Consider the following 25,216-nt stretch of genomic DNA (forward strand, 5'->3'; position numbering starts at 1 on the left):
AATAATTATTTAACTTTTATTTTAAAAAGATTTAATACCTCCCTAACCTAAATACTAAACAATATACTTATGAACTTTCTAGCTAATTACGTTGCCGTTTTTAGCGGCTGCAAACTTACAACCTTTTCTGAAACTCACAATGTTTTTTATTTCTTTTTTTAAAAGTTTTTTACCGCTTTTAAAATCTTAATCAATCAACCTGCTTATGAACGTTACCCGTTTAAAGTTTTACCTTTTTTAGCGGGGTGCAAATATAGATCCCTTTTTGGTTCTGACAACCTTTTTTATGAAGTATTTTTGAATTAATTACTAAAAAAAATGTTACGCAATTGATTTACAGAAGCTTAATTATTATTTTTATACCATAGGGCATTGACTTTTATCTATTGAACAGCAATAAAGCCTTGTAAAAACATTTTATAAGGTGTATTTACTCTACAAAGCACTTCGGGGAGATCGCTTTATTTGATTAAAACCAATTTCCCTCATAATATCTATTATATATATGACTATATAATCTTAGCTGTTCTATATAAGGTATAATATAAACTTGTCTTTGATGTTTAGCTCTCCATAACTAATACTGGTTTTCTTCTCCTCCCCTATTCTTTTTACTATTCAACTTATTCATTATATATAGGTGTATTAATTTCACTTAACAGAGAACCTATATATATATGATGCTTTAGAAATGCTCTTTCCGAATTTATTTTTACGTTAGGGATTGAACGGCGTGTTTGAGCTCCCGACCTTAGGAGGAGCGAGTAGTGAAAGCCCGACTCTATATGCACACTTAAAAGTGCATATAGAGTAACCCATATTTTATTCTATTTTAATTATTACTCTTATATATATTGTGTGGGTTTGTTTATACTATTATCTTTGCATACGGATTTTAATTTATTTTATGATACATATTACATTACCTGATGGCAGCGTGAAAACGTTTGATGAGAACGTGACACCTATGGATGTTGCGAAAAGTATTAGCGAAGGGTTTGCTAGAAACGTGATTTCGGCAAACTTTAATGGTACAACTATTGAAACCGTTACGCCGTTGACCACGGATGGTTCGTTAGTTTTATATACTTGGAAGGATGATGAGGGAAAAACTGCTTTTTGGCATAGTTCTGCTCACGTTTTGGCTCAGGCTATTGAAGAGCTATATAGTGACGCTAAACTAACCATTGGACCTGCTATTGATAATGGTTTTTATTATGATGTAGATTTTGGTGAGCAAACTGTTTCGGAAAAGGACTTTAAAGCCATTGAAAACAAGATGTTAGAAATTGCTCGTGGTAAACATGAGTTTAAAATGAGATCAGCTAGTAAAGCGGAAGCTTTAGAACTATATAAAGGTAACGAGTTTAAAACTGAACTTATTGAAAACTTAGAGGATGGCACTATTACTTTTTGTGACCACGCTACGTTTACAGATTTATGTCGGGGCGGACATATACCAAACACTGGTATAATAAAAGCTGTTAAAATTTTAAGTGTTGCTGGTGCTTACTGGAGAGGTAATGAAAACAACCCGCAATTAACACGTGTTTACGCTACATCGTTCCCTAAACAAAAGGAACTTACTGAATATTTAGCTTTACTTGAAGAGGCTAAAAAACGTGACCATAGAAAACTTGGTAAAGAATTAGAGTTATTTACGTTTTCTCAAAAAGTTGGACAGGGTTTACCACTTTGGTTACCTAAAGGAGCTGCCTTACGTGAGCGCTTAGAGAACTTTTTGAAAGCTGCACAAAAGAAAGCAGGTTACGAAATGGTAATTACTCCGCATATTGGACAAAAGGAACTTTATGTTACTTCTGGGCATTATGCTAAGTATGGTGCTGATAGTTTTCAGCCTATTACAACCCCTAAAGCTGATGAAGAGTTTTTATTAAAACCTATGAATTGCCCACACCATTGTGAAATCTACAACAGTGCGCAATGGAGTTATAAAGATTTACCTAAGCGTTATGCTGAATTTGGTACCGTTTATAGATATGAGCAAAGTGGTGAACTACATGGTTTAACTCGTGTTAGAGGTTTTACTCAAGATGATGCGCATTTATTTTGTATGCCAGAACAGTTAGATAAAGAGTTTAAGGATGTTATTGATTTGGTTCTTTACGTGTTTGGTTCTTTAGGTTTTGAAAACTTTACTGCACAAGTATCTGTAAGAGATCCAAAAAATCCCGACAAATACATTGGTGATGTAGAAAATTGGGAAAAAGCAGAACAAGCCATTATTAATGCTGCCACCGATAAAGGTTTAGATTTTATTATAGAAGAAGGTGAGGCTGCTTTTTACGGCCCAAAACTAGATTTTATGGTGAAAGATGCCTTAGGAAGAAAGTGGCAACTAGGTACTATTCAGGTAGATTATAACCTACCAGAACGTTTTGATTTAACCTACAAAGGCAGTGATAACGAGCTTCACCGCCCTGTTATGATACACCGTGCTCCTTTTGGAAGTATGGAACGTTTTGTGGCATTATTATTGGAACATACAGGTGGTAACTTCCCGCTTTGGCTTATGCCAGTGCAGGTAATTATTTTATCTATTAGCGAGAAATATGAAAAATACTCGGAAAAAGTTTTAAATTTGCTAGAAAATGACGAAATTCGCGCCCTTGTAGACCATAGAAATGAAACTATTGGGAAGAAGATTAGAGAATCTGAAATGCAAAAACACCCGTATATGATTATTATAGGGGAACAAGAAGAGCAAGAAGGCAAAATATCTGTACGCCAACATGGTGGAGAAGATTTAGGAATGATATCCGTTGACGACTTCTCTACAATAATAAAGAATGAGATTAAAAAAACGTTAAAATCGTTTTAACAACAAAATACAATTAAGTTTAATTTAAAATTTTAAGGCCATAGCAATTAGAAGAAGACATCAACCGAGAAGGGTTTCACAAGAGGATAAACACAAGATAAACTCGAAAATTACAGCACAAAAACTGCGTCTTGTAGGAGACAACGTTGAAATTGGTATTTATACCAAAGGTGACGCTATGCGAATAGCTGACACACAAGGACTAGATCTTGTAGAAATATCACCAAATGCTGAGCCCCCTGTTTGTAAGGTTATGGACTATAAAAAGTTTCTTTACGAACAAAAGAAGCGTGATAAGGCTTTAAAATCTAAAGCTACAAAAGTGACTATCAAAGAGATTCGTTTTGGACCTCAAACTGATGATCATGATTACGCATTTAAAAGGAAGCATGCCGAAAAATTCCTAAAAGAAGGTGCAAAGCTAAAAGCATTTGTGTTTTTTAAAGGACGTTCTATTATATTTAAAGAACAAGGCCAAATCCTGTTACTACGTTTAGCTCAAGATCTAGAAGAACTTGGGAAGGTAGAACAAATGCCAAGATTGGAAGGTAAACGTATGACTATGTTTATTGCTCCTAAAAAGTAAATACCCCTAATTTATTAGGATAAAGATAAGTTGCCAAATACATTTGGCAGGAAAATAATTAAGCGAAATAATTAAAATCTAGGAGAAAAAAATGCCTAAAATGAAAACAAAATCTAGTGCTAAAAAGCGTTTCAAGCTTACTGGTACTGGTAAATTAAAAAGAAAGCACGCTTTTAAAAGTCACATCTTAACAAAGAAGTCTAAAAAGCGTAAGCTAGCACTGCGTCATGATACATTAGTACATAAAGCAGACGAAAATAACATTAAAACAATGTTGCGTTTAAAATAAACACAACCTGTTTTAACGTTGGTTAAATAAATTATAAACCCTGGAGTTAGGCTCAATTTATAAAAAGTGTCTATTTATAGACCGCCTACTACAAAAAAACAATTAAAATTATGCCAAGATCAGTAAATTCTGTAGCAAAAAGAGCCCGTAGAAAAAAGGTTCTAAAACAAGCAAAAGGTTACTTTGGACGTCGTAAAAACGTTTGGACAGTAGCAAAAAATGCGGTTGATAAAGCGATGCAATACTCGTATAGAGACCGTAGAAATAAAAAGAGAACATTCCGTGCATTATGGATCACGCGTATTAACGCAGGAGCCCGTTTACATGGTTTATCTTATTCTCAATTTATGGGGAAATTAAAAGCTAATGATATCGAATTAAACCGTAAGGTTTTAGCCGATTTAGCTATGAACAACCCAGAGGCTTTTAAAGCCGTAATCGAGAAAGTAAAATAAGGCGTTCCGCCTATTGTAAAACATATTATTCGCTTAATAAAAAAAAATCCGATTCTTAATTGAATCGGATTTTTTTATGCCTTTTATTTAAAAGAACTAAAGATAGTAGATAGTTTAAAGGTAAATTAACTTCGTTATCTGAAATACCGAAACACAAAGTAACAACACACCAATAACTCTATTTACCCGTGTAGTAACATTGGATACCTTAACCTTTAATACATCGCTAAATTTACTGTATGCGTATAACACTAACAATTTACCAAAGTACGCTCCAATTAGAAACCACACCAATAGCTTATAATCTACAGGGAGATTTAAATCTATTATATTCCTGTTTAAATAAGTGGTTATAAATATCCAATAGATAAGAACTGTTGGGTTAACTAGACCCAAAAAGAAACCCAACATTTGTTTTGAAATTGGTCTTCTTCTCTTCTTAATTATTATACACTCATCATTTTCATCTTTAACGCACTCTGTTCTACCTGAAAGAAGAATGGCACCAACTACAATAAAAATAGCAACAATAGTATACTGTAACCAAATATTCATGTTAATAAACATTTCTATTTGGCTGTTAAAACTGATAGCAAATAATATTAAAATAAGTTCTGCAAAAGCAGCAGGATGTATTATTTTTAGAGCACTATTTACGTTTTCTTTAATAGTTGTGTTTATCACAGCTATATTTGTAGTACCCAAAGGAAGTGCACCAAGTACCGCTGCAGAAAAACCAATAAGTAAATAAAGAATTAAATCCATCACTTCTAACCTTGATTTATACGTTTCCAGTTTATATCTGCCTTTTCCTTTAAGCTATCAGGATATTCATCTAACCAAGATTTAAGCGTATTAATTCCCCATGAATTGTAAAACAAGTACAATTTACCATCTCTAATTTCGTAAGTTTCTGGATCTACGGAAACCTTGTCTCCCTTTACAGCAATGGCATAAGCACAATATCCGCCATATGCCGGAACGTACTTTTCAGGATTTTCATTAAAAGTGTCTAGATTATCTTGTGATGAAAATTTGAACTTCCCGCCTTTGTATTTCGATACATAATCATCATTTCCTTTTTTAGGCGCATTATTAAAATAAGAAACGACATCGAATCCCTCTATTACAAAACCTTTTTTAGTATTAAAATCGATATTTTGAGCTATCATAGTTTGACCAAATATGAAGAAAACTAGAGCTATTAAATTTTTCATTTGCTATACATTTATATTATTCATTTATTTCCCAAGAGTAATTTAAATTATTATAATGTCTCATGGTTACTTAGAAGTCAGTCGCCATGACGAGAACTACCTTTCAAATAAAAAAATTGAAAAGCTTATGTTAAGCTAAAAGAACATCGTATTTATTGCCTATTCTAAAAGTTTGGACAAAAAAAAGCACCTATCTCTTTTAGATAGGTGCTCTTTTCTATTTTATTAGGAATTCTTTTTAATGTTATTTAGTAATTTATTTTAAACACCAAAAGCACTAATAACGATTTGTCTTGCTCCTCCATAATCCCGATGTTCGCATAAATAAATACCTTGCCAAATACCAAGATTTAATTTACCGTAAGTAATTGGTATTTGAACTGATGCTCCTATTAACGAAGCTTTAATATGGGCAGGCATATCATCAGGTCCCTCATAGGTATGCTTGTAATATGGTGCGTTTTCTGGAATCATTTTATTAAAATGACTTTCGAAATCCATTCTAACTGTATCATCTGCATTTTCGTTAATGGTTAAACTTGCTGATGTATGCTTAATAAAAACCTGTAATTGCCCCATTTGAATCTCTACAATTTCGGGAATTGCATGCAGAATAGCATCCGTTATTAAATGAAAGCCTCTTTTATGCGATTCTAATTTAATTTCCTTTTGAAAAATTTTCATCTAAAACAAAAATTTTATCATTATTTGACATCTTTAGCTATTTCTGAAATAGCCTTTTTAAACTCTTTCCAATCAATTTTATCATCACCATCCTTATCATAACCATCAATCAATTTCGATGACACTAAGCCTCGAATAAAACCATTAATCTCAGCTTCCTTAAGTAAAGCTACTATTTCACTTTTAGATAATTTACCGTCTCCACTTTTATCAAAAAAGTTAAATGCGTCTTCTGGAGTTTCAAAATGATTAGTAAGAACTATTTGTATTTTGTTGAGTATTGCTTTTTTTGATGCCATGTTTTTAAGTTTTATGGTTATAAATTAAAAATAAGAGCTACTATGTTTTCTGTTTCTTCTTTTTTGCAGCAGGAAATAACACATTATTAAGAATTAATCTGTAACCCGGTGATGTTGGATGCAAATCCAATTCCGTTTTAGGATCGCCAACACGGTGCTGATAATCTTCAGGATCATGCCCGCCATAAAATGTAAAGAAGCCTTTTCCCTTTATACCATGGATATATTTTGCTTCGCCATTGATTTTATTTTCTCCCATAACCAAAACATTGGATTTTATTTCATCTCGAGTAAAAGATGTTGTTTGCCCCATAAAACCTTTAACTAAAGCGGTATGATTTTGACATAACATAGATGGAATAGGATCCCATTTTGCTGAGAATTCCATAAGAGAAAAATAATCGGTTGTTTTACTTACCTTGCGTTTCTGCGTCATATCAATAGAAGAAAACTCGTAAACCGTAGGACTTCTTTCTAATTGATAATTAGTAAATGCAAATGTTTTATTAAAATCTATTTTATTCTGATACCCTGCATCGCTCCCATCGCCATCAAACATAGGTTCGCAAATATCTACACCTTCGGCAGATAAAGCTATATCAAAACTATCTGTAGCACTACACATAGCAAACATAAAGCCACCACCAACAACATAGTCTCTAATTTTATGAGCTACTGCCGATTTTTCATCAGAAACTTTATTATATCCTAATTTTTGAGCTAGAGTTTCTGCTGCTTTTTTCTCGTTTATATACCACGATGCCGCGCGATAAGCTCCATAGAACTTACCGAATTGTCCGGTAAAATCTTCATGGTGCAGGTGCAACCAATCGAATAATAATAAACCATCGTTTAAAACTTCTTCATCGTAAACAGTTTCATAAGGGATTTCGGCATAGTTTAACACCATAGTTACAGCATCATCCCAAGGCAATTTTCCTTCTGGCGTATAAACTGCAATTTTTGGGGCCTTTTCTAATACAACAGCTTCCATATTTTGGCTAGGGCTACTTATATCTTCCAAAATAGCTTCCGCTTTAGCATTAGAAATAACATCGAAAGATACGCCACGAATTTGACATTCTCTCTGAATAGCTTCCGTATCAGGAAGTAAAAATGAACCACCTTGATAATTAAGAAGCCATTTCACTTTAAGATCTTTATTAAGAACCCAATAGGTAATTCCGTATGCTTTTAAGTGATTTTTTTGATTACCTACACCCATAGGAATAAAAACATAGGATGCGTAGGTTTTACATGCTAAGCATATAAATAATAATGTGAAGATTATCTTTTTCAATTTGAGATTGCCTAAAAATAATTTCTCAGTTAAGTAATAAAAACCAACTGAGAAATTGAATTATATAAGCGAAAGATACTTAATTTTTGTGGGGATAAAAAACAGTATTTATGATTCTATTTGATAAAATCAATACTAATTTTGTACTATTTCTAGGAATAATTTTCCTTTTTTGAGATTGAAAATCTCTATATAAATTCTCTTAGAAACTAATTAATTTTAAAATGGTACTTCGTTATCGTCATCATTAAATGAACTTCCAAAAGCTTGGTCTGGACTCGCCTTAAAATTATCTGCTTGGAAGGTATCATCATTTGCAGCCGCATTCATTTTAGAATGGAATTCAAACGGAGAATCAAAATCATCTAAATTGTCGAACTTACCTAAGTTACCGATAAATTTCAGTCTAATATTTTCTAAACCACCATTACGGTGTTTTGCAATAATAAATTCGGCTTGACCTTCTGTTGGAGAGCGTTCATCATCATCCCATTCATCAATTTTATAGTATTCCGGACGATAAATAAAACTTACAATATCGGCATCCTGCTCAATCGCACCAGATTCACGTAAATCCGATAGTAGCGGACGCTTACTTCCTCCACGCGTTTCCACCGCACGAGATAACTGAGATAGTGCTATTACTGGCACCATTAATTCTTTTGCTAATGCTTTTAAGTTTCGAGAAATCATCGAAATCTCCTGTTCACGGTTTCCTCCATGACTCGATCCACCCGTCATTAACTGTAAGTAATCAATCATGATTAATTTTATACCATGCTGAGAAGATAATCGACGGGCTTTTGCACGTAAATCGAAAATAGAAAGCGACGGCGTATCATCAATAAATAACGGTGCTTTTTCTAAACTCTTTACTTTTACGTTAAGCTGTTCCCATTCGTGTTTTTCAAGTTTCCCTGTTCTTAATTTTTCCGAAGATAAGCCCGTTTCACTAGAAATTAAACGCATAATCAACTGTACAGATGCCATCTCCAATGAGAAAAAGGCAACGGGTACATTTTGATCTACAGCAATATTTCGTGCCATGGATAAAGTTAATGCCGTTTTACCCATACCAGGACGTGCCGCAACAATAATTAAATCGGAAGGTTGCCACCCTGAGGTTAATTTATCTAGTTTGGTAAATCCTGTTGGAATACCACTTAAACCTTCTTTATTAGAAATTTCTTCAATTTTCTTTTTGGCCTGAATTACTAAATCTTGAGCGGTTTCACTAGATTTTTTAATATTTCCCTGTGTAACTTCATATAATTTAGACTCGGCTGTATCTAATAAGTCGAATACATCTTTAGTTTCATCGTAAGCATCTTCAATAATTTCATTTGAAATTTTTATTAAACTACGCTGAATAAACTTTTGCAGAATAATACGAGCGTGAAACTCAATATGCGCAGAAGATGATACTTTTTGAGTTAAAGAAATAAGATAAAAATCGCCCCCAGATTGCTCTAGTTTTGCATTTTTCTTTAACTGCGTTGAAACGGTTAATAAATCGACTGGTTCACTATTTTCAAATAACGTAAAAATAGCTTCAAATATATGTTGATGTGCTTCTTTATAAAATGCATCGGGTGCTAAAATATCGATAACTTCATCGACACCTTTTTTATCAATCATCATGGCACCTAAAACAACCTCTTCTAAATCAATAGCTTGAGGAGGTATTTTCCCTTTTTCGAGGCTTATTAGTGTGCTTTTATCGACTTTATATCCCTGAACGGGGTTTGGTTGTTTCATAACTACGAAAGTAATTAAAATTGAAGTAGGTTTATAGATTTTTACGGCTATGATTGTTAACCATTGGTTAACAATTTAACTGTTAATAACTTAAATATATTGTGAATAAGCATAAAAAAAATCTGAAGTGATACCCTTCAGATTTTTTTCTTAAGTATGTTTTCTATGGTTTAGTCTTTGTAAACCCCCATTTGTAGATATTTATCCATACGTTGGGCAACTAAATCTTTTTCTGATAACTTTTTCAACACCTCATAATGTTTTGTAATGGCATTACTAACCGATGTAAAAGTTTTTGTTCTATCGCGATGTGCGCCTCCAAGAGGTTCTTTTATAATCTCATCAACAATTTTTAGCTTTTTCATATCAGGAGCCGTTAACTTTAAAGCTGATGCAGCTAATTCTTTATACTCCCAACTACGCCATAAAATAGACGAACATGACTCTGGAGAAATAACAGAATACCATGTGTTTTCTAACATCATAACAACATCTCCAACACCTATACCTAATGCTCCACCTGATGCACCTTCACCAACTACTATAGTTATAATTGGCACTTTAAGGCGTGTCATTTCTAAAATATTTCTAGCAATAGCTTCACCTTGTCCTCGCTCTTCAGCTTCTAAACCAGGATAAGCTCCAGGAGTATCTAAAAGTGTTACCACAGGAATTCCAAATTTTTCAGCAGATTTCATTAAACGTAACGCTTTTCGGTATCCTTCTGGATTAGCCATACCAAAATTTCTGTATTGCCTTGTTTTGGTATTGTATCCTTTTTGTTGACCAATGAACATAAAACTTTGATCTCCAATTTTACCTAATCCGCCAATCATTGCTTTATCATCTTTAAAGCTTCTATCACCATGCAACTCTAAGAAAGAATTACCGCAAATAGCTTTAATATAATCTAAAGTATAAGGACGTTCTGGATGACGAGACATTTGTACACGCTGCCAAGCCGTTAGGTTTTTGTAAATATCTTTTTGAGCTTCTTTAAGCTTTTTTTCTATCTGCGTACATGTTTCTGTAACATCCACTTCGCTTTCTTCACCAATAATTTTACATTTCTGTAATTGATCTTCAAGCTCTTTTATTGGGAGTTCAAATTCTAAATATTCCATAGGAAATTTGTTTTGACTAATTATTAGAGTTAGTCTGCAAATATAAAAACTTTAATTTTGTTAATACATTATGAGCGACTTCTTTTTATCTTTCTACAGTTTTTAACTAGCACATTTAACATAACAACAGTAATAATAACAAGGGCTCCGTAATAAAATGATGGGCTCATTTTTTCTTTCTCCGGAAATAAAATTAAGGCTAAAATAATGCCATAAACAGGTTCTAAATTGTAAGTAAGTACAACGGTGTAAGGACTTATGGTTTTCATTATATAAACTGATGCTATAAAAGCATATGTTGTACAAATGGATGCTAAAATGAAAAGATACCAAAAATCGGAAGTGCTTAAACTGAAAAACTCTGCAGAAAACCCTTCTCCAAAGCATAAAATGTAAATAGTAATGAATAATACACCACTTATAAACTCGTAAAACGAGATAACAGTTGCCGAATGCTTTTTAAGAAAGCTTCCGTTAAGTACAGCAAATAATGACGAAAAAAAAGCAGATAAAATACCTAGAATAATTCCTGTGAGATACTCTACTTCACTTTGTGTAATAATGCAAACGCCTACAATAGCAAGTATACCGAATAGAATTTCGTAGCCTAAAACTTTACGTTTATAAACAATAGGTTCTATTATAGATGCAAAAAATGTACCTGTTGAAAATACCGCTAAAGTTGTAGAAACATTTGAGGCATCGATAGCTCCAAAAAAAGTAATCCAATGTAAGGCAATAATAACTCCTGCTAACGAAAGCCGTAATAAAGCCCTCGGATTTACTTTTAAATTTACCTTAGAAAATAACACATAAACCACAAGTAAAACCGATGCCATTAACATACGAAACCAAACCAAAGAAATTGCTTCAATAGTGATTAACTCGCCTAAAATTGCCGTAAATCCAGCAATAAAAACAAGAATATGTAAATGAAAATAATCTTTAAAATTAGCGCTTTGCATGGTACAACAGGTAAGCTGCTAAAACTCCAAAAATTATATTTGGAAACCATACAGCTATAAGTGGATTAAAATCTGACTGCTCGGCCATTACTCCAAATATTTTATCAAAAAACACAAATATCATGGCTATACAAATACCTACAGCAAGATTAACTCCCATACCACCACGACGTTTTTTAGAAGAAACGGCCACAGCAATGATAGTTAATATAAACACTGAAACAGGTAAACTCCATTTTCTATATAGCACCAATTTAAAACGCCCCACATTAGAAGACCCTCTCGATTCTTCTTTTGCTATAAATTGCTTTAAATCACCATACATTTTAGTTTCTGCCGCGTAGATTTCTGGAATTAAATCACCTACGTCAAAGGCGAAAAGCGTGTCTTTTTTCTTTAAGACTCCTAATTCGTCTTCATTTTGACCAATAATACGCTTGGTATAGTTGGTTAATTCGTAAGTTGAAGACGAATCTTTTTCAACATATTTAATTTTATCGGCGGTAATTTTATAAACAAGTTCATTCTCTTCAAAATGTTCTAAAGTAAAATTTCGTCCTATACTGTTTTTAACATCAAAACTACTAACGTATATAATATCGTTATCATTAATTTGCCTAAAAACATTAGTATTTTCTACAGCACTACGTCCCTTTTTTAAATATTTATAACTGAAATCGTTAAACCCTTTACTAGCATTTGGAGCTAAGTACAAGCCTAAAAGAATAGACAAAACACCAACAATTGTAGCACCTATCATATAAGGACGTAAAAACCTTGTAAACGATACTCCCGAACTTAAAAAAGCAATAACTTCTGTATTATTTGCTAGCTTTGAAGTAAACCAAATTACAGATAGGAATAAAAATAGAGGAAAAAGTAGATGTGCAAAATAGATAGTAAAATCTAAAAAATAAATAAGCACTTCTCCAAAAGGCACTTCGTTTTCTAAAATTTTACCAATTTTCTCAGCTAAATGCACCGTTATACCAATGGGTATAAACAGAAGTAACATCATTAAAAATGTAAACAAATAGCGTTTTAATATGTACCAATCTAATATTTTCATACTTATACAGCTTCAATAAACAAGCAGTGTTTCAATATTTTATTTCTTCTAAAGTCTATTAGCCATTTGTTTTACCATTTGGTTTTTCCAGTCATTGAAATCTCCTGCTAATATATGTTTTCTTGCTTCGCGAACCAACCACATATAAAAACCCAAATTATGTATAGTTGCTATTTGCTTACCTAACAACTCGTTAACCGTAAATAAATGACGTAAATATGCTTTACTATATTCTGTATCAACAAAGGTAATTCCCATCTCGTCGATTGGAGAAAAATCTTCTGCCCATTTTAAATTTTTAATATTGATAGAGCCATGCGCTGTAAATAACATCCCATTTCTAGCATTTCTAGTTGGCATAACACAATCGAACATATCTACACCTAACGCAATATTTTCTAAAATATTGATTGGTGTACCTACTCCCATTAAATATCTTGGTTTTTCTTCTGGTAAAATAGAACAAACCACATCTGTCATGGCATACATTTCTTCAGCAGGTTCCCCTACAGATAAACCTCCAATAGCATTTCCTACAGCACCAGAGTTCGCTATATACTCCGCCGATTGTTTTCTAAGGTCTTTATAAGTACTTCCTTGTACAATAGGAAAAAATGCCTGATTGTAATCGTACTTTAAAGGTGTTTTTTCAAGATGATTAATACAACGATCTAACCAACGATGCGTCATGTGCATAGATCGTTTCGCGTAATTATAATCGCAAGGATATGGTGTACACTCATCAAAAGCCATAATAATATCAGCTCCAATAGTACGTTGAATTTCCATAACATTCTCTGGCGTAAATGTGTGATAACTACCATCGATATGCGATTTAAACTTCACACCTTCCTCTTTTATCTTTCTATTTGCAGAAAGCGAGTACACTTGGTATCCACCAGAATCGGTTAAAATATTTCTATCCCAATTCATAAATTTATGAAGTCCACCTGCTTTTTCTAACACATGTGTTTGGGGTCTTAGGTATAAATGGTAGGTGTTTCCTAAAATAATATCGGGGTTAATATCATTCTTTAACTCCCTTTGATGCACTCCCTTAACCGTTCCAACAGTTCCCACAGGCATAAAAATTGGTGTTTCTATTACACCATGATCTGTAGTTAATTTCCCTGCTCTCGCTTTGCTTTGTGGGTCTTTTGCGTTTAATTCGAATTTCATCTCTATATTTGTATCAGTTGGCAAAGATAATTAACTAAAATCCGAAAGCAATATTTAAAAAAAGGAAATAATTTAACTTTGGCAACGTTTTTGTAATAATAAACGAAATCTTAAAACGAACATTATGAAAAATTTATTTTTAATTTTAGTAGTCGCCATTGTTGTCCCATCAGCAGCTTTCGCGCAAACAGCTAGTGGTATTGGTATTAAAGGAGGTTTAAATTACAATGCTAATGGTAAATATGTTGAGTCTGCAACACAAGCTTCTAAAAATCCAGATAGAAATGTTGGATACCACATTGGTCTATTTGGGAAAATTGGTGACAAATTATATTTGAGACCAGAGATTGTTTACACAAAAACAAAAAGTGATTACGATAATGATAGCTTTGAAATGCAAAAACTTGATGCTCCAATTTTGGTTGGATTGAATATTCTAGGCCCGGTTAGTGTTTTCGCTGGTCCATCATTTCAATATATTTTAGACACCGAATATGAAGATATTACAATTGGTGATATTAAAGAAGATTTTTCAGTAGGCCTTAATTTTGGTGTTGGATTAAACTTCAAAAAAGTTGGTATTGATTTAAGATACGAACGTGGATTTAGTAAAAATGAAGGCACCTTAATTGGTAATGATGTAATAAATAGTGGCCGTTTAGATACGCGACCGGATCAACTAATTTTGAGTTTAGCTATTATTTTATAGTCCAAACTTTATAAAAACCAAAAGCCCTAGTAAAAATTACTAGGGCTTTTTTTATGCTTATTTTTAATATTATCTTGTTACTGTACCAGACAAACTTACTACTGGGCCAGCTCCCATATCTATTACGGTGTGGTTCATAGCATCTGCAGGAACTACATGTGCTAAAGGTTTTAGTGTGAAAGGTGCTGCACTATTATCAGGACTTGGTTCTACAGAAATAACAATTGTTCTTTCTTTTAAATCTGTTGGAAAAGTTAATCCTGATGGTGCATTTTGAAGAAAATCTTCTCCTGGATAACCAGGTCCATTACCTGCATCGCCTTTAAAAACTGAAGTTGCAGCATTATTATCTGCAGCATTTGGATCTGTAAACGTACCTGTACTTACTGGAGTACCATCGAATACAACCCAACCTTCATATACCCATCCATCAGATAGTGTTGGTAAATCTAAACCTTGAACAGCTGCTTCGCCAGAGTTATCTAAAAACCAAACTCCACTTTCTTCGTTAGTTTCATCTTCATCTGTAGGTGTTGCAAGAATATATTTCCCTTTAGAAGATGATAAATCTGCAACTATATTATTTGAATTTACACTTGCTGAACTACCAGAAAAATCTCCTGCTAAAATTTTTGTTGCAGCTGGAGCTGGGTCAGAATCTACTGCCGGTTCAATAGAAAGTACAAATGTTGATGCACTTGCTAATTGATCTGCATCGACAGAAAAAGATTGAGGAAAATCTACTGAGGAAAATGTTCCGGTTGAAACTGGTGCTCCATCAACAATTATCCATCCTTCGTAAACAAAATCGCTACCAAGTTCTTCCAAACCTGTAAGGTTGATTGTTAAATTTGCTGTTGTTGGTGCGTTATCGTCATCGCTATCGCATGATGTTGTTAAAACCCCTAGGGCTAACATTGCTAAAATTGTGTTCTTAATCATTTTATCTTTTTTTAGTGATTGTTTTATACTCCAAAGGTATTTCACTAAAACATTATAAAATGTTAGCCAACTAACATTAAGCACTTTTTTTATAAATTCTTATCTCTTTTCTTTTAAATTCAAGTACGTTTTCATCTCTTAATTCATTTAAAAGCACATTTAAAGTTGGTCTAGAGGTACCAATTAACGAGGCGATATCTTTTTGTGTGTATGGATGGTTTACTACCCGATCTCCTGTTTGGTCACAATCGTAACCATAATCGGTGCATAATTCATGTAGAAATTCTAGAAGACGGGTTTTGGCATCTTTAAAAAGTAATAATTGCAAGCGACGTTCCAATTTTTTCAATTTAAAACCTATTACTTTATAGACTTTAAAACTAAAAGTTTGATTGTCTCGCATTAAATTGTGCATAGTATCTACCCCAACAGGGCAAATGCTTGTTGCGTTATCTACAGATTGAGCAAACTCTTCTCGGGTATCATCGCCTAATATGGCCGTTTCTCCAAACAGTTCTCCTTTGGTTAAAATAGCTTTTACAACTTCTACTCCATCTTCATTATAGTATCCTATTTTAACTTTGCCTTTTTCTATTAAATAGACTTTATTGGCAAAATCTTGCTCGAAATAAATATAATCCTGCTTTTTATAAGCATCGAAAGTATGATCTTTTTTATAATTTTTAAACTTATGCGGACAAAGGACTTTAAAAAGATTTACGTCGTCGAAAAACCAAAGTGAGTTCATATTTAAAAGAAATTAATTTACTCATTAATAGACGCAAAAAGGCTGTAATACTTACATAACTGCAAAAAAAAAGCTCCCATAATATGGAAGCTTTCATGTATATTTTAAATAAACTAGTATTTATTCTTCTTCGTCTGCAGCTTTACTTTCTGCAATTTCAGCTTCTAAATTATCTAGTAAATTATTTTTTACTAATAAATTATACCATTGTAACACCTTTTTAATATCACTAGCGTAAACACGATCTTCATCGTAATCTGGTAAAATTTCAAAAAAGTACTCTTCTAATTTATCTTTACCATCTTTAGGCTTAACCGAACTTTCTTGACCGTTTTCTTTGTTTTTAATATTTAAAAACACTTGTTTCAACGGTACTTCTTCTGTTAAAGTATAAATAGCAATTTCGCTTAAAACGCTAACATTTTGACGCACATTTACAGTAATACGTTTTTTATCGATTAACGATTCTGCTATAAAACCACCTCTGGTTTGCGTTACTAAATTATACAAACCTGGTTTTCCAGATATTGATAGAACTTTATCTAAACTCATAAATTATTTTTTGAAAGTCGCAAATATCAAATGTTTATTGATGTCTTGCAAATATTATCGTTTCTTTTTTTGATCAGGAAAGCGCATTCTGTAATCTACTTTTATCTTGCCTTTAGAAATGTTTGAAAGACGTCCTTTTATTAAACGCTTTTTTAGGCTAGATAGTTTATCTGTAAATAAAACACCTTCGATATGGTCGTATTCATGCTGAATTACTCTTGCCACTAAACCATCGAATGTTTCGGTGTGTGCTTTAAAATTTTCATCTAGATACTCAATAGTAATAACAGGTTTTCTAAATACATCTTCACGAACGTCCGGAATACTTAAGCAACCTTCGTTAAAAGCCCACTCTTCTCCTTCTTCTTTACTGATTTTTGGATTTATAAAAACACGTTTAAAACCTTCTAAACTTTTTTGTTCCTCTTCTGTTAATTCTTCATCATCAGCAAAAGGTGTCGTATCTACTAAAAACATACGAATTGGTAAACCTATTTGAGGCGCAGCAAGACCAACACCATAGGCGTTGTACATGGTTTCGAACATGTTATCCACCAAGGCATCTAGTTTTGGATAATCTTCAGTAATATCGGTCGCTTTTCTTTTTAAAACGGGATCGCCGTATGCTACAATAGGTAAAATCATTCTATGTTTTTTGTTAGTAAATGCAAAAGTACAATTCTATAAATTTACTACGAACTTTTTACTTAGAAAAAACAGATTTTAATCTATTAAGTAAAGTCCGGAAAATAATATTGTAATACTTATTTAGAATACAAATAACTCTGTAAAATAAGTGTGGCACTAATTTCGTCTACCAAAGCTTTATTTTTTCTTTGATTCTTTTTCAAACCACTATCAATCATAGTTTGGAATGCCATTTTAGATGTAAAACGCTCATCAACACGTTTTACAGGTATATTAGGAAACTGTTTTTCAAGCTTACTTAAAAATTTTGCAATAAAAACTTCACTTTCAGATGCTGTATTGTCCATTTGTTTAGGCTCGCCTACCAAAAACAACTCTACCTGCTCTTTAGACGTGTAGGTTTTTAAAAAACTAAAAATCTCTTTAGTATTTACTGTAGTAAGCCCAGAGGCAATAATTTGTAACTCATCGGTAATTGCAATTCCCGTGCGCTTGGTGCCATAATCTATTGCTAAAATGCGTGCCATAAATAAGTTTTGTGCAAAAATAGTTTATTAATACTATTGAAAACTGTTTAAAAACAAAAAAGGCTATCTTTTCAGATAACCTTAATAATATAACTCTTTTATTTTTTTAATTATGCTTTTACTCTTTTTTCGATAGTAGGAAACAATAAACCGATGTTGCTAATGTTTCTTTCCCTATTTAAGTAACTTCTAATATCACTTGTAGTACGCGCTAAAATAGCTTCAAATTCTACTGTATCAATTAATGTATTATCTTCATCAACAGTATCAACCGTAACTTGTTTCTCAGTATCTTCAACAGAAACAATTTCACTAGTTTTTACAGCTACATTCTCGCTGTCTACGCTTTGTGCGTTTCCAACAGAAACTGTAAGAAGTAAAATTAATAGTATGATAAAGTTTGTTTTCATGTTTGATGTGATACTTTGTTGCTACAAATATACAGAGCAACAACATGTTGAAAACAATATATTAGTTGTAACCACACAGATTTTCGTTTACTAGAAAATCGGAATGATTTCAACGTTTAACTGTTGAAATAATCATTTTAAACGACTAAAAACAGATGTGAAAAATATTTTACCGACAAAAAGCCTTAAAGAAAGACAAACAGCGCTTTCAAGTGTGTGCATGTGGTGTGTTTTAACCCAAATTTAACGGCTAAAACCGCAATATTATATTTTAATAGTTACCATATTTTAGTTGATACCTATTATATTTGCGAAAAATAAAACACAAAAATGACACAATTACAAGAGATCATAGAAAAAGCTTGGGAGAACAGAGACCTTTTAAATGAAGAAGCAACTACAACAGCCATTAGAAAAGTTGTTGATTTATTAGATGCAGGTGAATTGCGCGTTGCTGAACCTATTGAAGGTGGATGGCAAGTTAACGAATGGGTTAAGAAAGCCGTAGTTTTATATTTCCCAATTCAAAAAATGGAAACCATAGAATGTGGTCCATTAGAATTTCATGATAAAATTCCATTAAAAACAGGTTATGCTGCAAAAGGCATTCGTGTAGTACCTCATGCTGTTGCTAGACATGGTGCTTATATTTCTGCGGGAACTATTTTAATGCCAAGTTATGTAAACATTGGAGCTTATGTAGATGAAGGAACCATGGTAGATACTTGGGCAACCGTTGGTAGTTGTGCTCAAATTGGTAAAAACGTTCACCTTTCTGGTGGTGTTGGTATTGGTGGTGTTTTAGAGCCATTACAAGCTGCTCCGGTAATTATAGAAGATAATGCTTTTATTGGTAGCCGTTGTATTGTTGTTGAAGGTGTACGTGTTGAAACAGAAGCTGTTTTAGGTGCTGGTGTAACACTAACTATGAGTACAAAAATTATTGATGTTACGGGTGATGAACCTGTTGAATATAAAGGTGTTGTTCCTGCACGCTCGGTAGTAATACCTGGTAGTTATGCTAAAGAATTCCCTGCTGGAACTTACAATGTACCATGTGCAATTATTATTGGTAAACGTAAAGAAAGTACAAACAAAAAAACATCGCTTAACGATGCTTTAAGAGAGCATAGTGTAGCCGTTTAAATAAAATATATCTATACCAGACCTAACCTTGTGTCAAAAAATAACATTTAAATATTATTGAATATGAAAATAGGATATGATTCTAAAAGAGCTTTTCACAATAGGTCTGGTTTAGGTAATTTTAGTAGAGATTTAATTAGTATTATTTCTTCTTATTTCCCTAAAAACCAATACGTATTATACAATCCTAAAAAAGCTAAAATCAATTTTAGCTTAAATGAAAACACAACAGAAGTTTTACCAAGTTCTATTTTCTGGAAAATATTCTCATCTATTTGGAGACAAAAAGGAATATTAAATCAAATTAAAAATGATAAAATTGAGATATACCACGGTTTAAGTGGCGAAATCCCTCAAGGCATTCATAAAATGAATATTAAAACAATTGTAACTATACATGATTTAATATTTATGAGATTTCCTAAACTATACTCCCCAATAGACAGAAGAATCTACTTCAAAAAATTTAAATATGCTGCTGATAAAGCAGATGTAGTTATTGCTATTTCCGAAGAAACAAAAAAGGACATTGTGCATTTTTTAAATATTGATCCTGAAAAAGTTTCTGTTATCTATCAAGGATGCAACAAAGCTTTTAAGCAAGTTTATCCTTCTGAAGCATTAGAACAAACAAGAACTAAGTTTAATATTCCGAAGGCGTTTGTTTTAAACGTAGGTACTATTCAAAAAAGGAAAAATTTACTTAATTTAATAAAAGCTATTGAAACGTTAGACATCGACTTAGTGGTAGTAGGTAATGATAAAAGGAAATACACTAACACAGTTAAAGAATACATAAATAGCAAGAACTTAAATCATAGAGTTCACTTTCTTAAAAATGTTAGTACAGAAGAACTTGCACACATATACCAATTAGCAAATATTTTTGTTTACCCAAGTATTTTCGAAGGTTTTGGTATCCCCATAATAGAGGCTTTATACTCTAAAACACCCGTAATTACAAGTAAAGGGAGTTGTTTTCCTGAGGCTGGAGGACCAGATAGTATTTATATTGATCCTGAAAATGTTAGTGAATTAAGATCTGAAATAGAAAACTTACTTAATTCGGAACAAAAGCAACTGCTTATGGTTTCGAAGGGCTTAGAATATGCCCAGAAATTTGAAGATAAACATATTGCTGAGCAACATGTAGCAATCTACAACGCTCTTATTTAATTACATTTTGCTTACTTACAATACAGAATTATAAACCTTAATTGTCTCTTCTGCAACTTTATCCCAAGTAAACCCTTTAGCGTACTCTTTTGCTAATTTCACTTTATCTTTCTCAATATTTCCTAAATCAACTATGCCTCTAGCTATTTCTTCTGGGTTATGAGGGTCTACTAAAAGCGCATACCCATTTGCTACCTCTGGTGCTGCACCAATATTACCTGTTAAAACAGGTAAACCATAAGCCATAGCTTCAATTATAGGAATTCCAAACCCCTCATAATACGTTGGGAACAAAAATGCTTTTGCATTTTTATACAGCACACTTAAAGTCTCATCTGAAATATAACTTGTAAAAACAACATCGTTTTCAAGATCATGCTCCTTCAAAAACACCTTTATTATTTCCATCTCACTTTCAACAATTTTCCCTGCAAAAACCAACTTAGTCGTTTTACGCTCTCCTGATAACGCAAACCCTTTTATAAGATTGAAACTATTTTTTCTTTTTGAAACTCCGCCTACACTTAAAAAGTAATTTTCTTTACCTATGGAGAATGAATTTAATATATCATTTTCATTATCCAATTTAGTTACTAAAGGTTTAAAAATAGGAGCTAGATGCACTACATGAATTTTTTCTTCTGGGTAATCGAACATTTTTAAATAATCGTCTTTAGTAGCCTGGCTAACAGCGATTATTGCATCTGCATTTTTAGCAAAGTCCTGAAATAATTTATAACGTTTTTCTTGAAAATATTTTGAAGCAAAATTAAACTCTGCAAATTCAGGAAGATGCACAGCTAAATCATGAATTGTAGCTATTTTTTTTGTTCCGTTAAGCTTTAAAAATGGCGTATGCAAACTATGAGAAATTGCTGGTTTAAATGTTCTAGAAAACAATATAGAACCAACATACCAGAAATGAGTTTTCTTTAAAACTTCAGGCTTAAACTTGTTTATTTTTTTTAGGTTGAAAGCTAATTCAACTTCAATATTATGCTTGTTTTTTAAAGCTTTTTGAATACTAATTATATAATGAGGAATCCCTGTAAAACCTTTTGTGCTTAATGTTGAGCCTTCAATAATAATTTTCATAAAACCTTTTTTCAAAATACTTATAATTACAAATATATAATTGCTAAGCTATTTAACGTAAAAAAAAAGTACATTTGTGATATAAGGGGCCAAACTCCTTTTAAGACCTATTCTAAAAACCAATTACACCTTTCAAAACTACATGAAAACAATTTGCTTCTTTAATACAACCAAGGCTTGGGGAGGTGGTGAAAAATGGCATTTAGAAACTTGTAAATACATGCACGATAAAGGGCATAATGTTTTTTTTATTACCAACAAAAACAGTCAACTTTATCACAAATTACAAGAATCTAGTATAAAGCATGCAGGCTTATCAATAACAAATCAAAGTTTCCTTAATCCTTTTGCTATAAACGAAGTGAAAAATATTCTTAAGGAAAATAATATTGATGTTATAATTATCAATTTATCTAGAGATTTAAAAATTGCCGCTCTTGCCGCAAAAAAAGCTGGTTTAGACCGCGTAATTTATAGGCGAGGTAGCGCAATACCTATAAAAAACAAATTTCTAAATAGATATTATTTTAAAAATTTAGTAACTGATATTTTAGCTAATTCACAAGCCACAAAAGAGACTGTATTGGTAAACAATTCCAATTTATTTCCAAGAGAAAAGATTGAAGTTATTTATAATGGTTTGGATATAGAGGCGTTTATACAGAAAGCATATACCCCTATATACAAAAAAGCTGAAGGTGAATTTGTTTTAACTAATTTGGGTCGATTAGAAAATCAGAAAAATCAAAAATTCTTATTACATCTAGCCAAAGAGTTAAAATCTAGAAACCTTAATTTTAAACTTATTATTGGAGGAGAAGGATCTTTAAAAAATGAATTACAAAAACTATCAGACGAACTTAACATCAATGATGTTGTTTTATTTCCTGGTTTTATAGAAAACCCGAAGGACTTAATGTATTCTGGAGACCTATTTGTGTTATCCTCTTTTTGGGAAGGTTTCGGGTATGTTTTAGCCGAAGCTTCTTTATGCAGAAAACCAATTATCGCCTTTGATATCAGTAGTAATCCCGAAGTTGTAAAAGATAACGAAACTGGTTTTTTAACACCTTTAAATGATGTAAAATTATTTGCTGATAAAGTTGATTTTTTAAGTAACAACAAAGAAAAAACGAAAAGCATGGGAGAGGCAGGTTTTAATTTTGCTTCAACCACTTTTAACAGTAAAATTACTCTAGCTAAAATTGAAGAATATCTACTAAAATAACATACTTTAATTTGAAAAAATCAAACAACATATCAGCTTTGATGATTGTCTTTAATGAATCGAAACACATCGAAGACGCTATCAACAACATTGATTTTGCCGATGAAATTATTGTTATAGACTCTTTTAGTACCGATGGTACTTTCGAAAAACTTCAGAAATTAAAGCATGTTAAAGTCATTCAGCGTGAATTTAAAAATTTTGCAGACCAAAGAAATTTCGCAATAAGCCAAGCTACTAAAGATTGGATTCTTTTTATTGATGCAGACGAGCGCATAACAGAAAAACTAAAACAGGAACTAAATTCCGAAATTAATACCTCAAATGATATTATCGCTTACATGTTTAAGCGCAAATACTTTTTTAAACAAAAGAGAATACGTTTTTGTGGTTTTCAAACAGATACAACATATCGCCTATTCAGAAAAGGTTTTTTTAAATACGATGAAACAAAAATTGTTCACGAAATGCCCATAATAAATGGCAAAAGTAAAATTTTAAAAAATGATATGTTACATTATTGCTTTGATAGCGCAGCACATTATAAATCTAAAATGGAACATTATGCGAGCTTGAAAGCCTTAGAACTTTTTAAAAAAGGAAAAAAGCCTAACGCATTCCATTTTTACATCCGTCCACTATATAAGTTCCTTGTAAATTATATATTCAGGTTAGGATTTTTAGACGGCGTCGAAGGTTTGCAAATATGCTACCTAAGTGCCTATGGTGTTTATTATAGATATAAAGAATTAGAGAAGTTATCCTCCTAATTCTTCCAAAACAGCCATTTCTTTTTTAATCGTTTTTTACGATAATATTTATATTGAAAATCTTCCGTTTCTTTCCACATTAAATTAAAGATATCATCATAGTTTTCACCAGAACATTTGGCATATTCGTCACTCATAACTTCAACCATGCTTTTATGTATCGTTAATCGAGAGAAGTTTTTTATTCGAGTATCAAAATCCAAAGTTTTAAAGTTCATTCTATTCAAATCCACTAAGTAAAAGTTATAGGTATCACCATTTCTTTTTATCAATGTATTTCCTGGAGAATGATCTAAAAAATGAATCTCCTTTTCATGCAACTTGTAAGTAAATCTAGTAAAAGCTCTTAAAACATTATCGTAATCTGGGTAATCAAAATCTTTGGTAAGTTCTCTGTAAGTTATATCATAATCCTCTTGCTCGCTAATATAATAACTTTCACCAAAACCAAATGTGTTTTTATATTCGAAAAAAGCAATAGGCTTTGGAGTTCCAACACCCATTTTGGTTAACTTATTGGCGTACTCGAAAGACCGCTGTGCTTTACTTTTTCTAAAAAAATTATAAGCAACTCTATTTATTAAATTTGGAATTTTAAACGCTTTAATATTTAAATTTACACCATCAATATTTATAATTTTAATGATGTTTCTATTACCAACACCTCCATCATAATTATCGAAGTTATGAATCATTTCTGTCAACTTATTTTTATAAGCTTCAGTTAAATCGTTATTAAAAACTTTAATTTCCTTCATTTAAAAAAGATAGAATATATTTTCTATTGTAAATTTGCAACACTGCAAATATAAGGTTCAAAACATGAATGAAGAAATAAATAAAGCTATACAAATTTTAAAAGAAGGCGGACTTATACTCTACCCTACCGATACCGTTTGGGGAATTGGCTGCGATGCCACAAACCCCGAGGCTGTAAAAAAGGTATACCAATTAAAGCAGCGTGAAGATAGCAAGGCATTAATTTGTTTAGTGACCGATGATAGAATGCTTAAAAAGTATGTAAAAAGCATTCCCGAAGCAGCGTTAACCATTATTGATGTTGCCGATAAACCTACCACCATTATTTACGACGATGCCCAAAATTTAGCTCTGAATTTAATTGCTGAAGATGGCTCCATTGCTATTAGAATTCCAGACGACGAATTTTGCTACCAACTTAGCAGAAGATTAAATGGAGCTCTAGTATCTACTTCTGCAAATATTAGTGGCTTTCCTACACCTAAATCCTTTAAAGAAATAGCGCCAGAGGTTTTAAAAGGTGTGGACTATGTTGTAAATTTGCAACGCGAAAAAACATGTGCGAATCCGTCGTCTATTATAAAATTGAGTAACAGTGGTGTTGTTAAAATTATTCGTAAATAATTAATACCAATAAATTCATCACAAGTTTTCAAATAAGGTCTATCTCATCTAAAAAAAGAAATAATTTTTTAAGATAAAATAAGCCTTCAATAAATGGATAACACCATGTTTAAAC

General features: G+C 32.3%; 28 protein-coding genes. 10 read left to right on the top strand and 18 right to left on the bottom strand.

Annotation, left to right across the window (positions count from 1 at the left end; all coding sequences use genetic code 11):
* Positions 1 to 907: 907 nt before the first annotated feature.
* From thrS to rplT, 4 genes are all read left to right on the top strand, one after another.
* Positions 908 to 2,842, top strand: a complete 1,935-nt coding sequence (gene thrS, locus BM246_RS09910; RefSeq protein WP_074937581.1) for a threonine--tRNA ligase — start codon at positions 908 to 910, stop codon at positions 2,840 to 2,842.
* A gap of 46 nt (positions 2,843 to 2,888) precedes the next feature.
* On the top strand, positions 2,889 to 3,428 hold the full coding sequence (gene infC, locus BM246_RS09915) for a translation initiation factor IF-3 (RefSeq protein WP_074937583.1): 540 nt from the start codon (positions 2,889 to 2,891) through the stop codon (positions 3,426 to 3,428).
* A 91-nt stretch (positions 3,429 to 3,519) separates the two neighbouring features.
* Positions 3,520 to 3,717, top strand: a complete 198-nt coding sequence (gene rpmI / locus BM246_RS09920; protein WP_042495462.1) for a 50S ribosomal protein L35 — start codon at positions 3,520 to 3,522, stop codon at positions 3,715 to 3,717.
* A 110-nt stretch (positions 3,718 to 3,827) separates the two neighbouring features.
* Positions 3,828 to 4,172: a 50S ribosomal protein L20 gene (gene rplT, locus BM246_RS09925; protein ID WP_042495466.1), complete on the top strand. Its 345-nt coding sequence runs from the start codon at positions 3,828 to 3,830 to the stop codon at positions 4,170 to 4,172.
* A gap of 114 nt (positions 4,173 to 4,286) precedes the next feature.
* On the opposite strand, the gene BM246_RS09930 is transcribed toward rplT, so the two are convergent.
* The 10 genes from BM246_RS09930 to tgt form a co-directional block, all read right to left on the bottom strand.
* The gene (locus tag BM246_RS09930; protein ID WP_074937585.1) at positions 4,287 to 4,937 is read right to left on the bottom strand and encodes a hypothetical protein; all 651 of its coding nucleotides are present in this window, start codon (positions 4,935 to 4,937) and stop codon (positions 4,287 to 4,289) included.
* A gap of 5 nt (positions 4,938 to 4,942) precedes the next feature.
* Positions 4,943 to 5,389, bottom strand: coding sequence for a YHS domain-containing (seleno)protein (locus tag BM246_RS09935; protein WP_074937587.1), 447 nt, complete (start codon positions 5,387 to 5,389; stop codon positions 4,943 to 4,945).
* A 261-nt stretch (positions 5,390 to 5,650) separates the two neighbouring features.
* Entirely contained in the window at positions 5,651 to 6,073 is a 423-nt protein-coding gene (locus BM246_RS09940) for a secondary thiamine-phosphate synthase enzyme YjbQ (RefSeq protein WP_074937590.1), read from the bottom strand.
* 20 nt (positions 6,074 to 6,093) lie between these two features.
* Entirely contained in the window at positions 6,094 to 6,372 is a 279-nt protein-coding gene (locus tag BM246_RS09945) for an EF-hand domain-containing protein (RefSeq protein WP_074937593.1), read from the bottom strand.
* Positions 6,373 to 6,412: 40 nt separating this feature from the next.
* Positions 6,413 to 7,597, bottom strand: coding sequence for a hypothetical protein (locus BM246_RS09950; RefSeq protein WP_042504755.1), 1,185 nt, complete (start codon positions 7,595 to 7,597; stop codon positions 6,413 to 6,415).
* 294 nt (positions 7,598 to 7,891) lie between these two features.
* Positions 7,892 to 9,430 carry a replicative DNA helicase gene (dnaB, locus tag BM246_RS09955; RefSeq protein WP_074937595.1) on the bottom strand — a complete coding sequence of 513 codons (1,539 nt, stop codon included), beginning with the start codon at positions 9,428 to 9,430 and terminating at the stop codon, positions 7,892 to 7,894.
* A gap of 170 nt (positions 9,431 to 9,600) precedes the next feature.
* Positions 9,601 to 10,554, bottom strand: coding sequence for an acetyl-CoA carboxylase carboxyltransferase subunit alpha (locus tag BM246_RS09960; RefSeq protein ID WP_042504757.1), 954 nt, complete (start codon positions 10,552 to 10,554; stop codon positions 9,601 to 9,603).
* Between the two features lie 68 nt (positions 10,555 to 10,622).
* Complete coding sequence (locus BM246_RS09965) at positions 10,623 to 11,519, bottom strand: DMT family transporter (protein WP_074937597.1); 897 nt, start codon at positions 11,517 to 11,519, stop codon at positions 10,623 to 10,625.
* A complete protein-coding gene (locus tag BM246_RS09970) occupies positions 11,506 to 12,588 on the bottom strand; it encodes an LptF/LptG family permease (protein ID WP_074937599.1) in 1,083 nt (360 codons plus the stop codon). Before BM246_RS09970 ends, BM246_RS09965 begins: the two co-directional genes overlap by 14 nt.
* Before the next feature lie 48 nt (positions 12,589 to 12,636).
* Complete coding sequence (tgt, locus tag BM246_RS09975) at positions 12,637 to 13,767, bottom strand: tRNA guanosine(34) transglycosylase Tgt (protein WP_074937601.1); 1,131 nt, start codon at positions 13,765 to 13,767, stop codon at positions 12,637 to 12,639.
* Between the two features lie 124 nt (positions 13,768 to 13,891).
* Here tgt and BM246_RS09980 point away from each other — a divergent pair, with 124 nt between their 5' ends.
* Entirely contained in the window at positions 13,892 to 14,476 is a 585-nt protein-coding gene (locus BM246_RS09980; protein ID WP_074937603.1) for an outer membrane beta-barrel protein, read from the top strand.
* Positions 14,477 to 14,545: 69 nt separating this feature from the next.
* On the opposite strand, the gene BM246_RS09985 is transcribed toward BM246_RS09980, so the two are convergent.
* From BM246_RS09985 to BM246_RS10010, 6 genes are all read right to left on the bottom strand, one after another.
* Positions 14,546 to 15,418, bottom strand: coding sequence for an anti-sigma factor (locus BM246_RS09985; RefSeq protein WP_074937964.1), 873 nt, complete (start codon positions 15,416 to 15,418; stop codon positions 14,546 to 14,548).
* Positions 15,419 to 15,494: 76 nt separating this feature from the next.
* Positions 15,495 to 16,166, bottom strand: coding sequence for a Crp/Fnr family transcriptional regulator (locus tag BM246_RS09990; RefSeq protein ID WP_042504760.1), 672 nt, complete (start codon positions 16,164 to 16,166; stop codon positions 15,495 to 15,497).
* Positions 16,167 to 16,286: 120 nt separating this feature from the next.
* On the bottom strand, positions 16,287 to 16,718 hold the full coding sequence (locus BM246_RS09995; protein ID WP_042495484.1) for a DUF5606 family protein: 432 nt from the start codon (positions 16,716 to 16,718) through the stop codon (positions 16,287 to 16,289).
* Between the two features lie 54 nt (positions 16,719 to 16,772).
* Positions 16,773 to 17,363 carry a peptide deformylase gene (gene def / locus BM246_RS10000; protein WP_074937606.1) on the bottom strand — a complete coding sequence of 197 codons (591 nt, stop codon included), beginning with the start codon at positions 17,361 to 17,363 and terminating at the stop codon, positions 16,773 to 16,775.
* A 119-nt stretch (positions 17,364 to 17,482) separates the two neighbouring features.
* The gene (gene ruvX, locus BM246_RS10005) at positions 17,483 to 17,893 is read right to left on the bottom strand and encodes a Holliday junction resolvase RuvX (protein WP_042495487.1); all 411 of its coding nucleotides are present in this window, start codon (positions 17,891 to 17,893) and stop codon (positions 17,483 to 17,485) included.
* Positions 17,894 to 18,003: 110 nt separating this feature from the next.
* Entirely contained in the window at positions 18,004 to 18,303 is a 300-nt protein-coding gene (locus tag BM246_RS10010; RefSeq protein ID WP_074937608.1) for a hypothetical protein, read from the bottom strand.
* Positions 18,304 to 18,633: 330 nt separating this feature from the next.
* Here BM246_RS10010 and BM246_RS10015 point away from each other — a divergent pair, with 330 nt between their 5' ends.
* Positions 18,634 to 19,449 carry a 2,3,4,5-tetrahydropyridine-2,6-dicarboxylate N-succinyltransferase gene (locus BM246_RS10015; protein WP_042495492.1) on the top strand — a complete coding sequence of 272 codons (816 nt, stop codon included), beginning with the start codon at positions 18,634 to 18,636 and terminating at the stop codon, positions 19,447 to 19,449.
* Positions 19,450 to 19,512: 63 nt separating this feature from the next.
* A complete protein-coding gene (locus BM246_RS10020; RefSeq protein ID WP_074937611.1) occupies positions 19,513 to 20,625 on the top strand; it encodes a glycosyltransferase family 4 protein in 1,113 nt (370 codons plus the stop codon).
* Between the two features lie 15 nt (positions 20,626 to 20,640).
* Here the strand turns inward: BM246_RS10020 and BM246_RS10025 are convergent, their stop codons facing one another.
* A complete protein-coding gene (locus tag BM246_RS10025) occupies positions 20,641 to 21,720 on the bottom strand; it encodes a glycosyltransferase family 4 protein (protein ID WP_074937613.1) in 1,080 nt (359 codons plus the stop codon).
* A gap of 142 nt (positions 21,721 to 21,862) precedes the next feature.
* Here BM246_RS10025 and BM246_RS10030 point away from each other — a divergent pair, with 142 nt between their 5' ends.
* Positions 21,863 to 22,948 carry a glycosyltransferase gene (locus BM246_RS10030; protein ID WP_074937615.1) on the top strand — a complete coding sequence of 362 codons (1,086 nt, stop codon included), beginning with the start codon at positions 21,863 to 21,865 and terminating at the stop codon, positions 22,946 to 22,948.
* Positions 22,949 to 22,959: 11 nt separating this feature from the next.
* Positions 22,960 to 23,718, top strand: a complete 759-nt coding sequence (locus BM246_RS10035; RefSeq protein WP_227805427.1) for a glycosyltransferase family 2 protein — start codon at positions 22,960 to 22,962, stop codon at positions 23,716 to 23,718.
* Here the strand turns inward: BM246_RS10035 and BM246_RS10040 are convergent.
* The gene (locus tag BM246_RS10040; protein ID WP_074937617.1) at positions 23,715 to 24,476 is read right to left on the bottom strand and encodes a lipopolysaccharide kinase InaA family protein; all 762 of its coding nucleotides are present in this window, start codon (positions 24,474 to 24,476) and stop codon (positions 23,715 to 23,717) included. The two genes, BM246_RS10035 and BM246_RS10040, sit on opposite strands and share 4 nt — an antisense overlap.
* 64 nt (positions 24,477 to 24,540) lie before the next feature.
* Here BM246_RS10040 and BM246_RS10045 point away from each other — a divergent pair, with 64 nt between their 5' ends.
* Positions 24,541 to 25,101 (top strand): L-threonylcarbamoyladenylate synthase, encoded by a 561-nt coding sequence (locus BM246_RS10045; protein ID WP_074937621.1) that lies wholly within the window; start codon positions 24,541 to 24,543, stop codon positions 25,099 to 25,101.
* Positions 25,102 to 25,216 lie beyond the last annotated feature (115 nt).

The sequence above is a fragment of the Algibacter lectus genome, from assembly GCF_900112395.1.
GTDB lineage: Bacteria > Bacteroidota > Bacteroidia > Flavobacteriales > Flavobacteriaceae > Algibacter > Algibacter lectus.

Coding starts and splice junctions, on each gene's coding strand:
- thrS (WP_074937581.1), top strand. CDS start 908: ATGATACATATTACATTACCTGATGGCAGCGTGAAAACGTTTGATGAG.
- rpmI (WP_042495462.1), top strand. CDS start 3,520: ATGCCTAAAATGAAAACAAAATCTAGTGCTAAAAAGCGTTTCAAGCTT.
- rplT (WP_042495466.1), top strand. CDS start 3,828: ATGCCAAGATCAGTAAATTCTGTAGCAAAAAGAGCCCGTAGAAAAAAG.
- BM246_RS09930 (WP_074937585.1), bottom strand. CDS start 4,937: ATGGATTTAATTCTTTATTTACTTATTGGTTTTTCTGCAGCGGTACTT.
- BM246_RS09935 (WP_074937587.1), bottom strand. CDS start 5,389: ATGAAAAATTTAATAGCTCTAGTTTTCTTCATATTTGGTCAAACTATG.
- BM246_RS09940 (WP_074937590.1), bottom strand. CDS start 6,073: ATGAAAATTTTTCAAAAGGAAATTAAATTAGAATCGCATAAAAGAGGC.
- BM246_RS09945 (WP_074937593.1), bottom strand. CDS start 6,372: ATGGCATCAAAAAAAGCAATACTCAACAAAATACAAATAGTTCTTACT.
- BM246_RS09950 (WP_042504755.1), bottom strand. CDS start 7,597: ATGGGTGTAGGTAATCAAAAAAATCACTTAAAAGCATACGGAATTACC.
- dnaB (WP_074937595.1), bottom strand. CDS start 9,430: ATGAAACAACCAAACCCCGTTCAGGGATATAAAGTCGATAAAAGCACA.
- BM246_RS09960 (WP_042504757.1), bottom strand. CDS start 10,554: ATGGAATATTTAGAATTTGAACTCCCAATAAAAGAGCTTGAAGATCAA.
- BM246_RS09965 (WP_074937597.1), bottom strand. CDS start 11,519: ATGCAAAGCGCTAATTTTAAAGATTATTTTCATTTACATATTCTTGTT.
- BM246_RS09970 (WP_074937599.1), bottom strand. CDS start 12,588: ATGAAAATATTAGATTGGTACATATTAAAACGCTATTTGTTTACATTT.
- tgt (WP_074937601.1), bottom strand. CDS start 13,767: ATGAAATTCGAATTAAACGCAAAAGACCCACAAAGCAAAGCGAGAGCA.
- BM246_RS09980 (WP_074937603.1), top strand. CDS start 13,892: ATGAAAAATTTATTTTTAATTTTAGTAGTCGCCATTGTTGTCCCATCA.
- BM246_RS09985 (WP_074937964.1), bottom strand. CDS start 15,418: ATGATTAAGAACACAATTTTAGCAATGTTAGCCCTAGGGGTTTTAACA.
- BM246_RS09990 (WP_042504760.1), bottom strand. CDS start 16,166: ATGAACTCACTTTGGTTTTTCGACGACGTAAATCTTTTTAAAGTCCTT.
- BM246_RS09995 (WP_042495484.1), bottom strand. CDS start 16,718: ATGAGTTTAGATAAAGTTCTATCAATATCTGGAAAACCAGGTTTGTAT.
- def (WP_074937606.1), bottom strand. CDS start 17,363: ATGATTTTACCTATTGTAGCATACGGCGATCCCGTTTTAAAAAGAAAA.
- ruvX (WP_042495487.1), bottom strand. CDS start 17,893: ATGGCACGCATTTTAGCAATAGATTATGGCACCAAGCGCACGGGAATT.
- BM246_RS10010 (WP_074937608.1), bottom strand. CDS start 18,303: ATGAAAACAAACTTTATCATACTATTAATTTTACTTCTTACAGTTTCT.
- BM246_RS10015 (WP_042495492.1), top strand. CDS start 18,634: ATGACACAATTACAAGAGATCATAGAAAAAGCTTGGGAGAACAGAGAC.
- BM246_RS10020 (WP_074937611.1), top strand. CDS start 19,513: ATGAAAATAGGATATGATTCTAAAAGAGCTTTTCACAATAGGTCTGGT.
- BM246_RS10025 (WP_074937613.1), bottom strand. CDS start 21,720: ATGAAAATTATTATTGAAGGCTCAACATTAAGCACAAAAGGTTTTACA.
- BM246_RS10030 (WP_074937615.1), top strand. CDS start 21,863: ATGAAAACAATTTGCTTCTTTAATACAACCAAGGCTTGGGGAGGTGGT.
- BM246_RS10040 (WP_074937617.1), bottom strand. CDS start 24,476: ATGAAGGAAATTAAAGTTTTTAATAACGATTTAACTGAAGCTTATAAA.
- BM246_RS10045 (WP_074937621.1), top strand. CDS start 24,541: ATGAATGAAGAAATAAATAAAGCTATACAAATTTTAAAAGAAGGCGGA.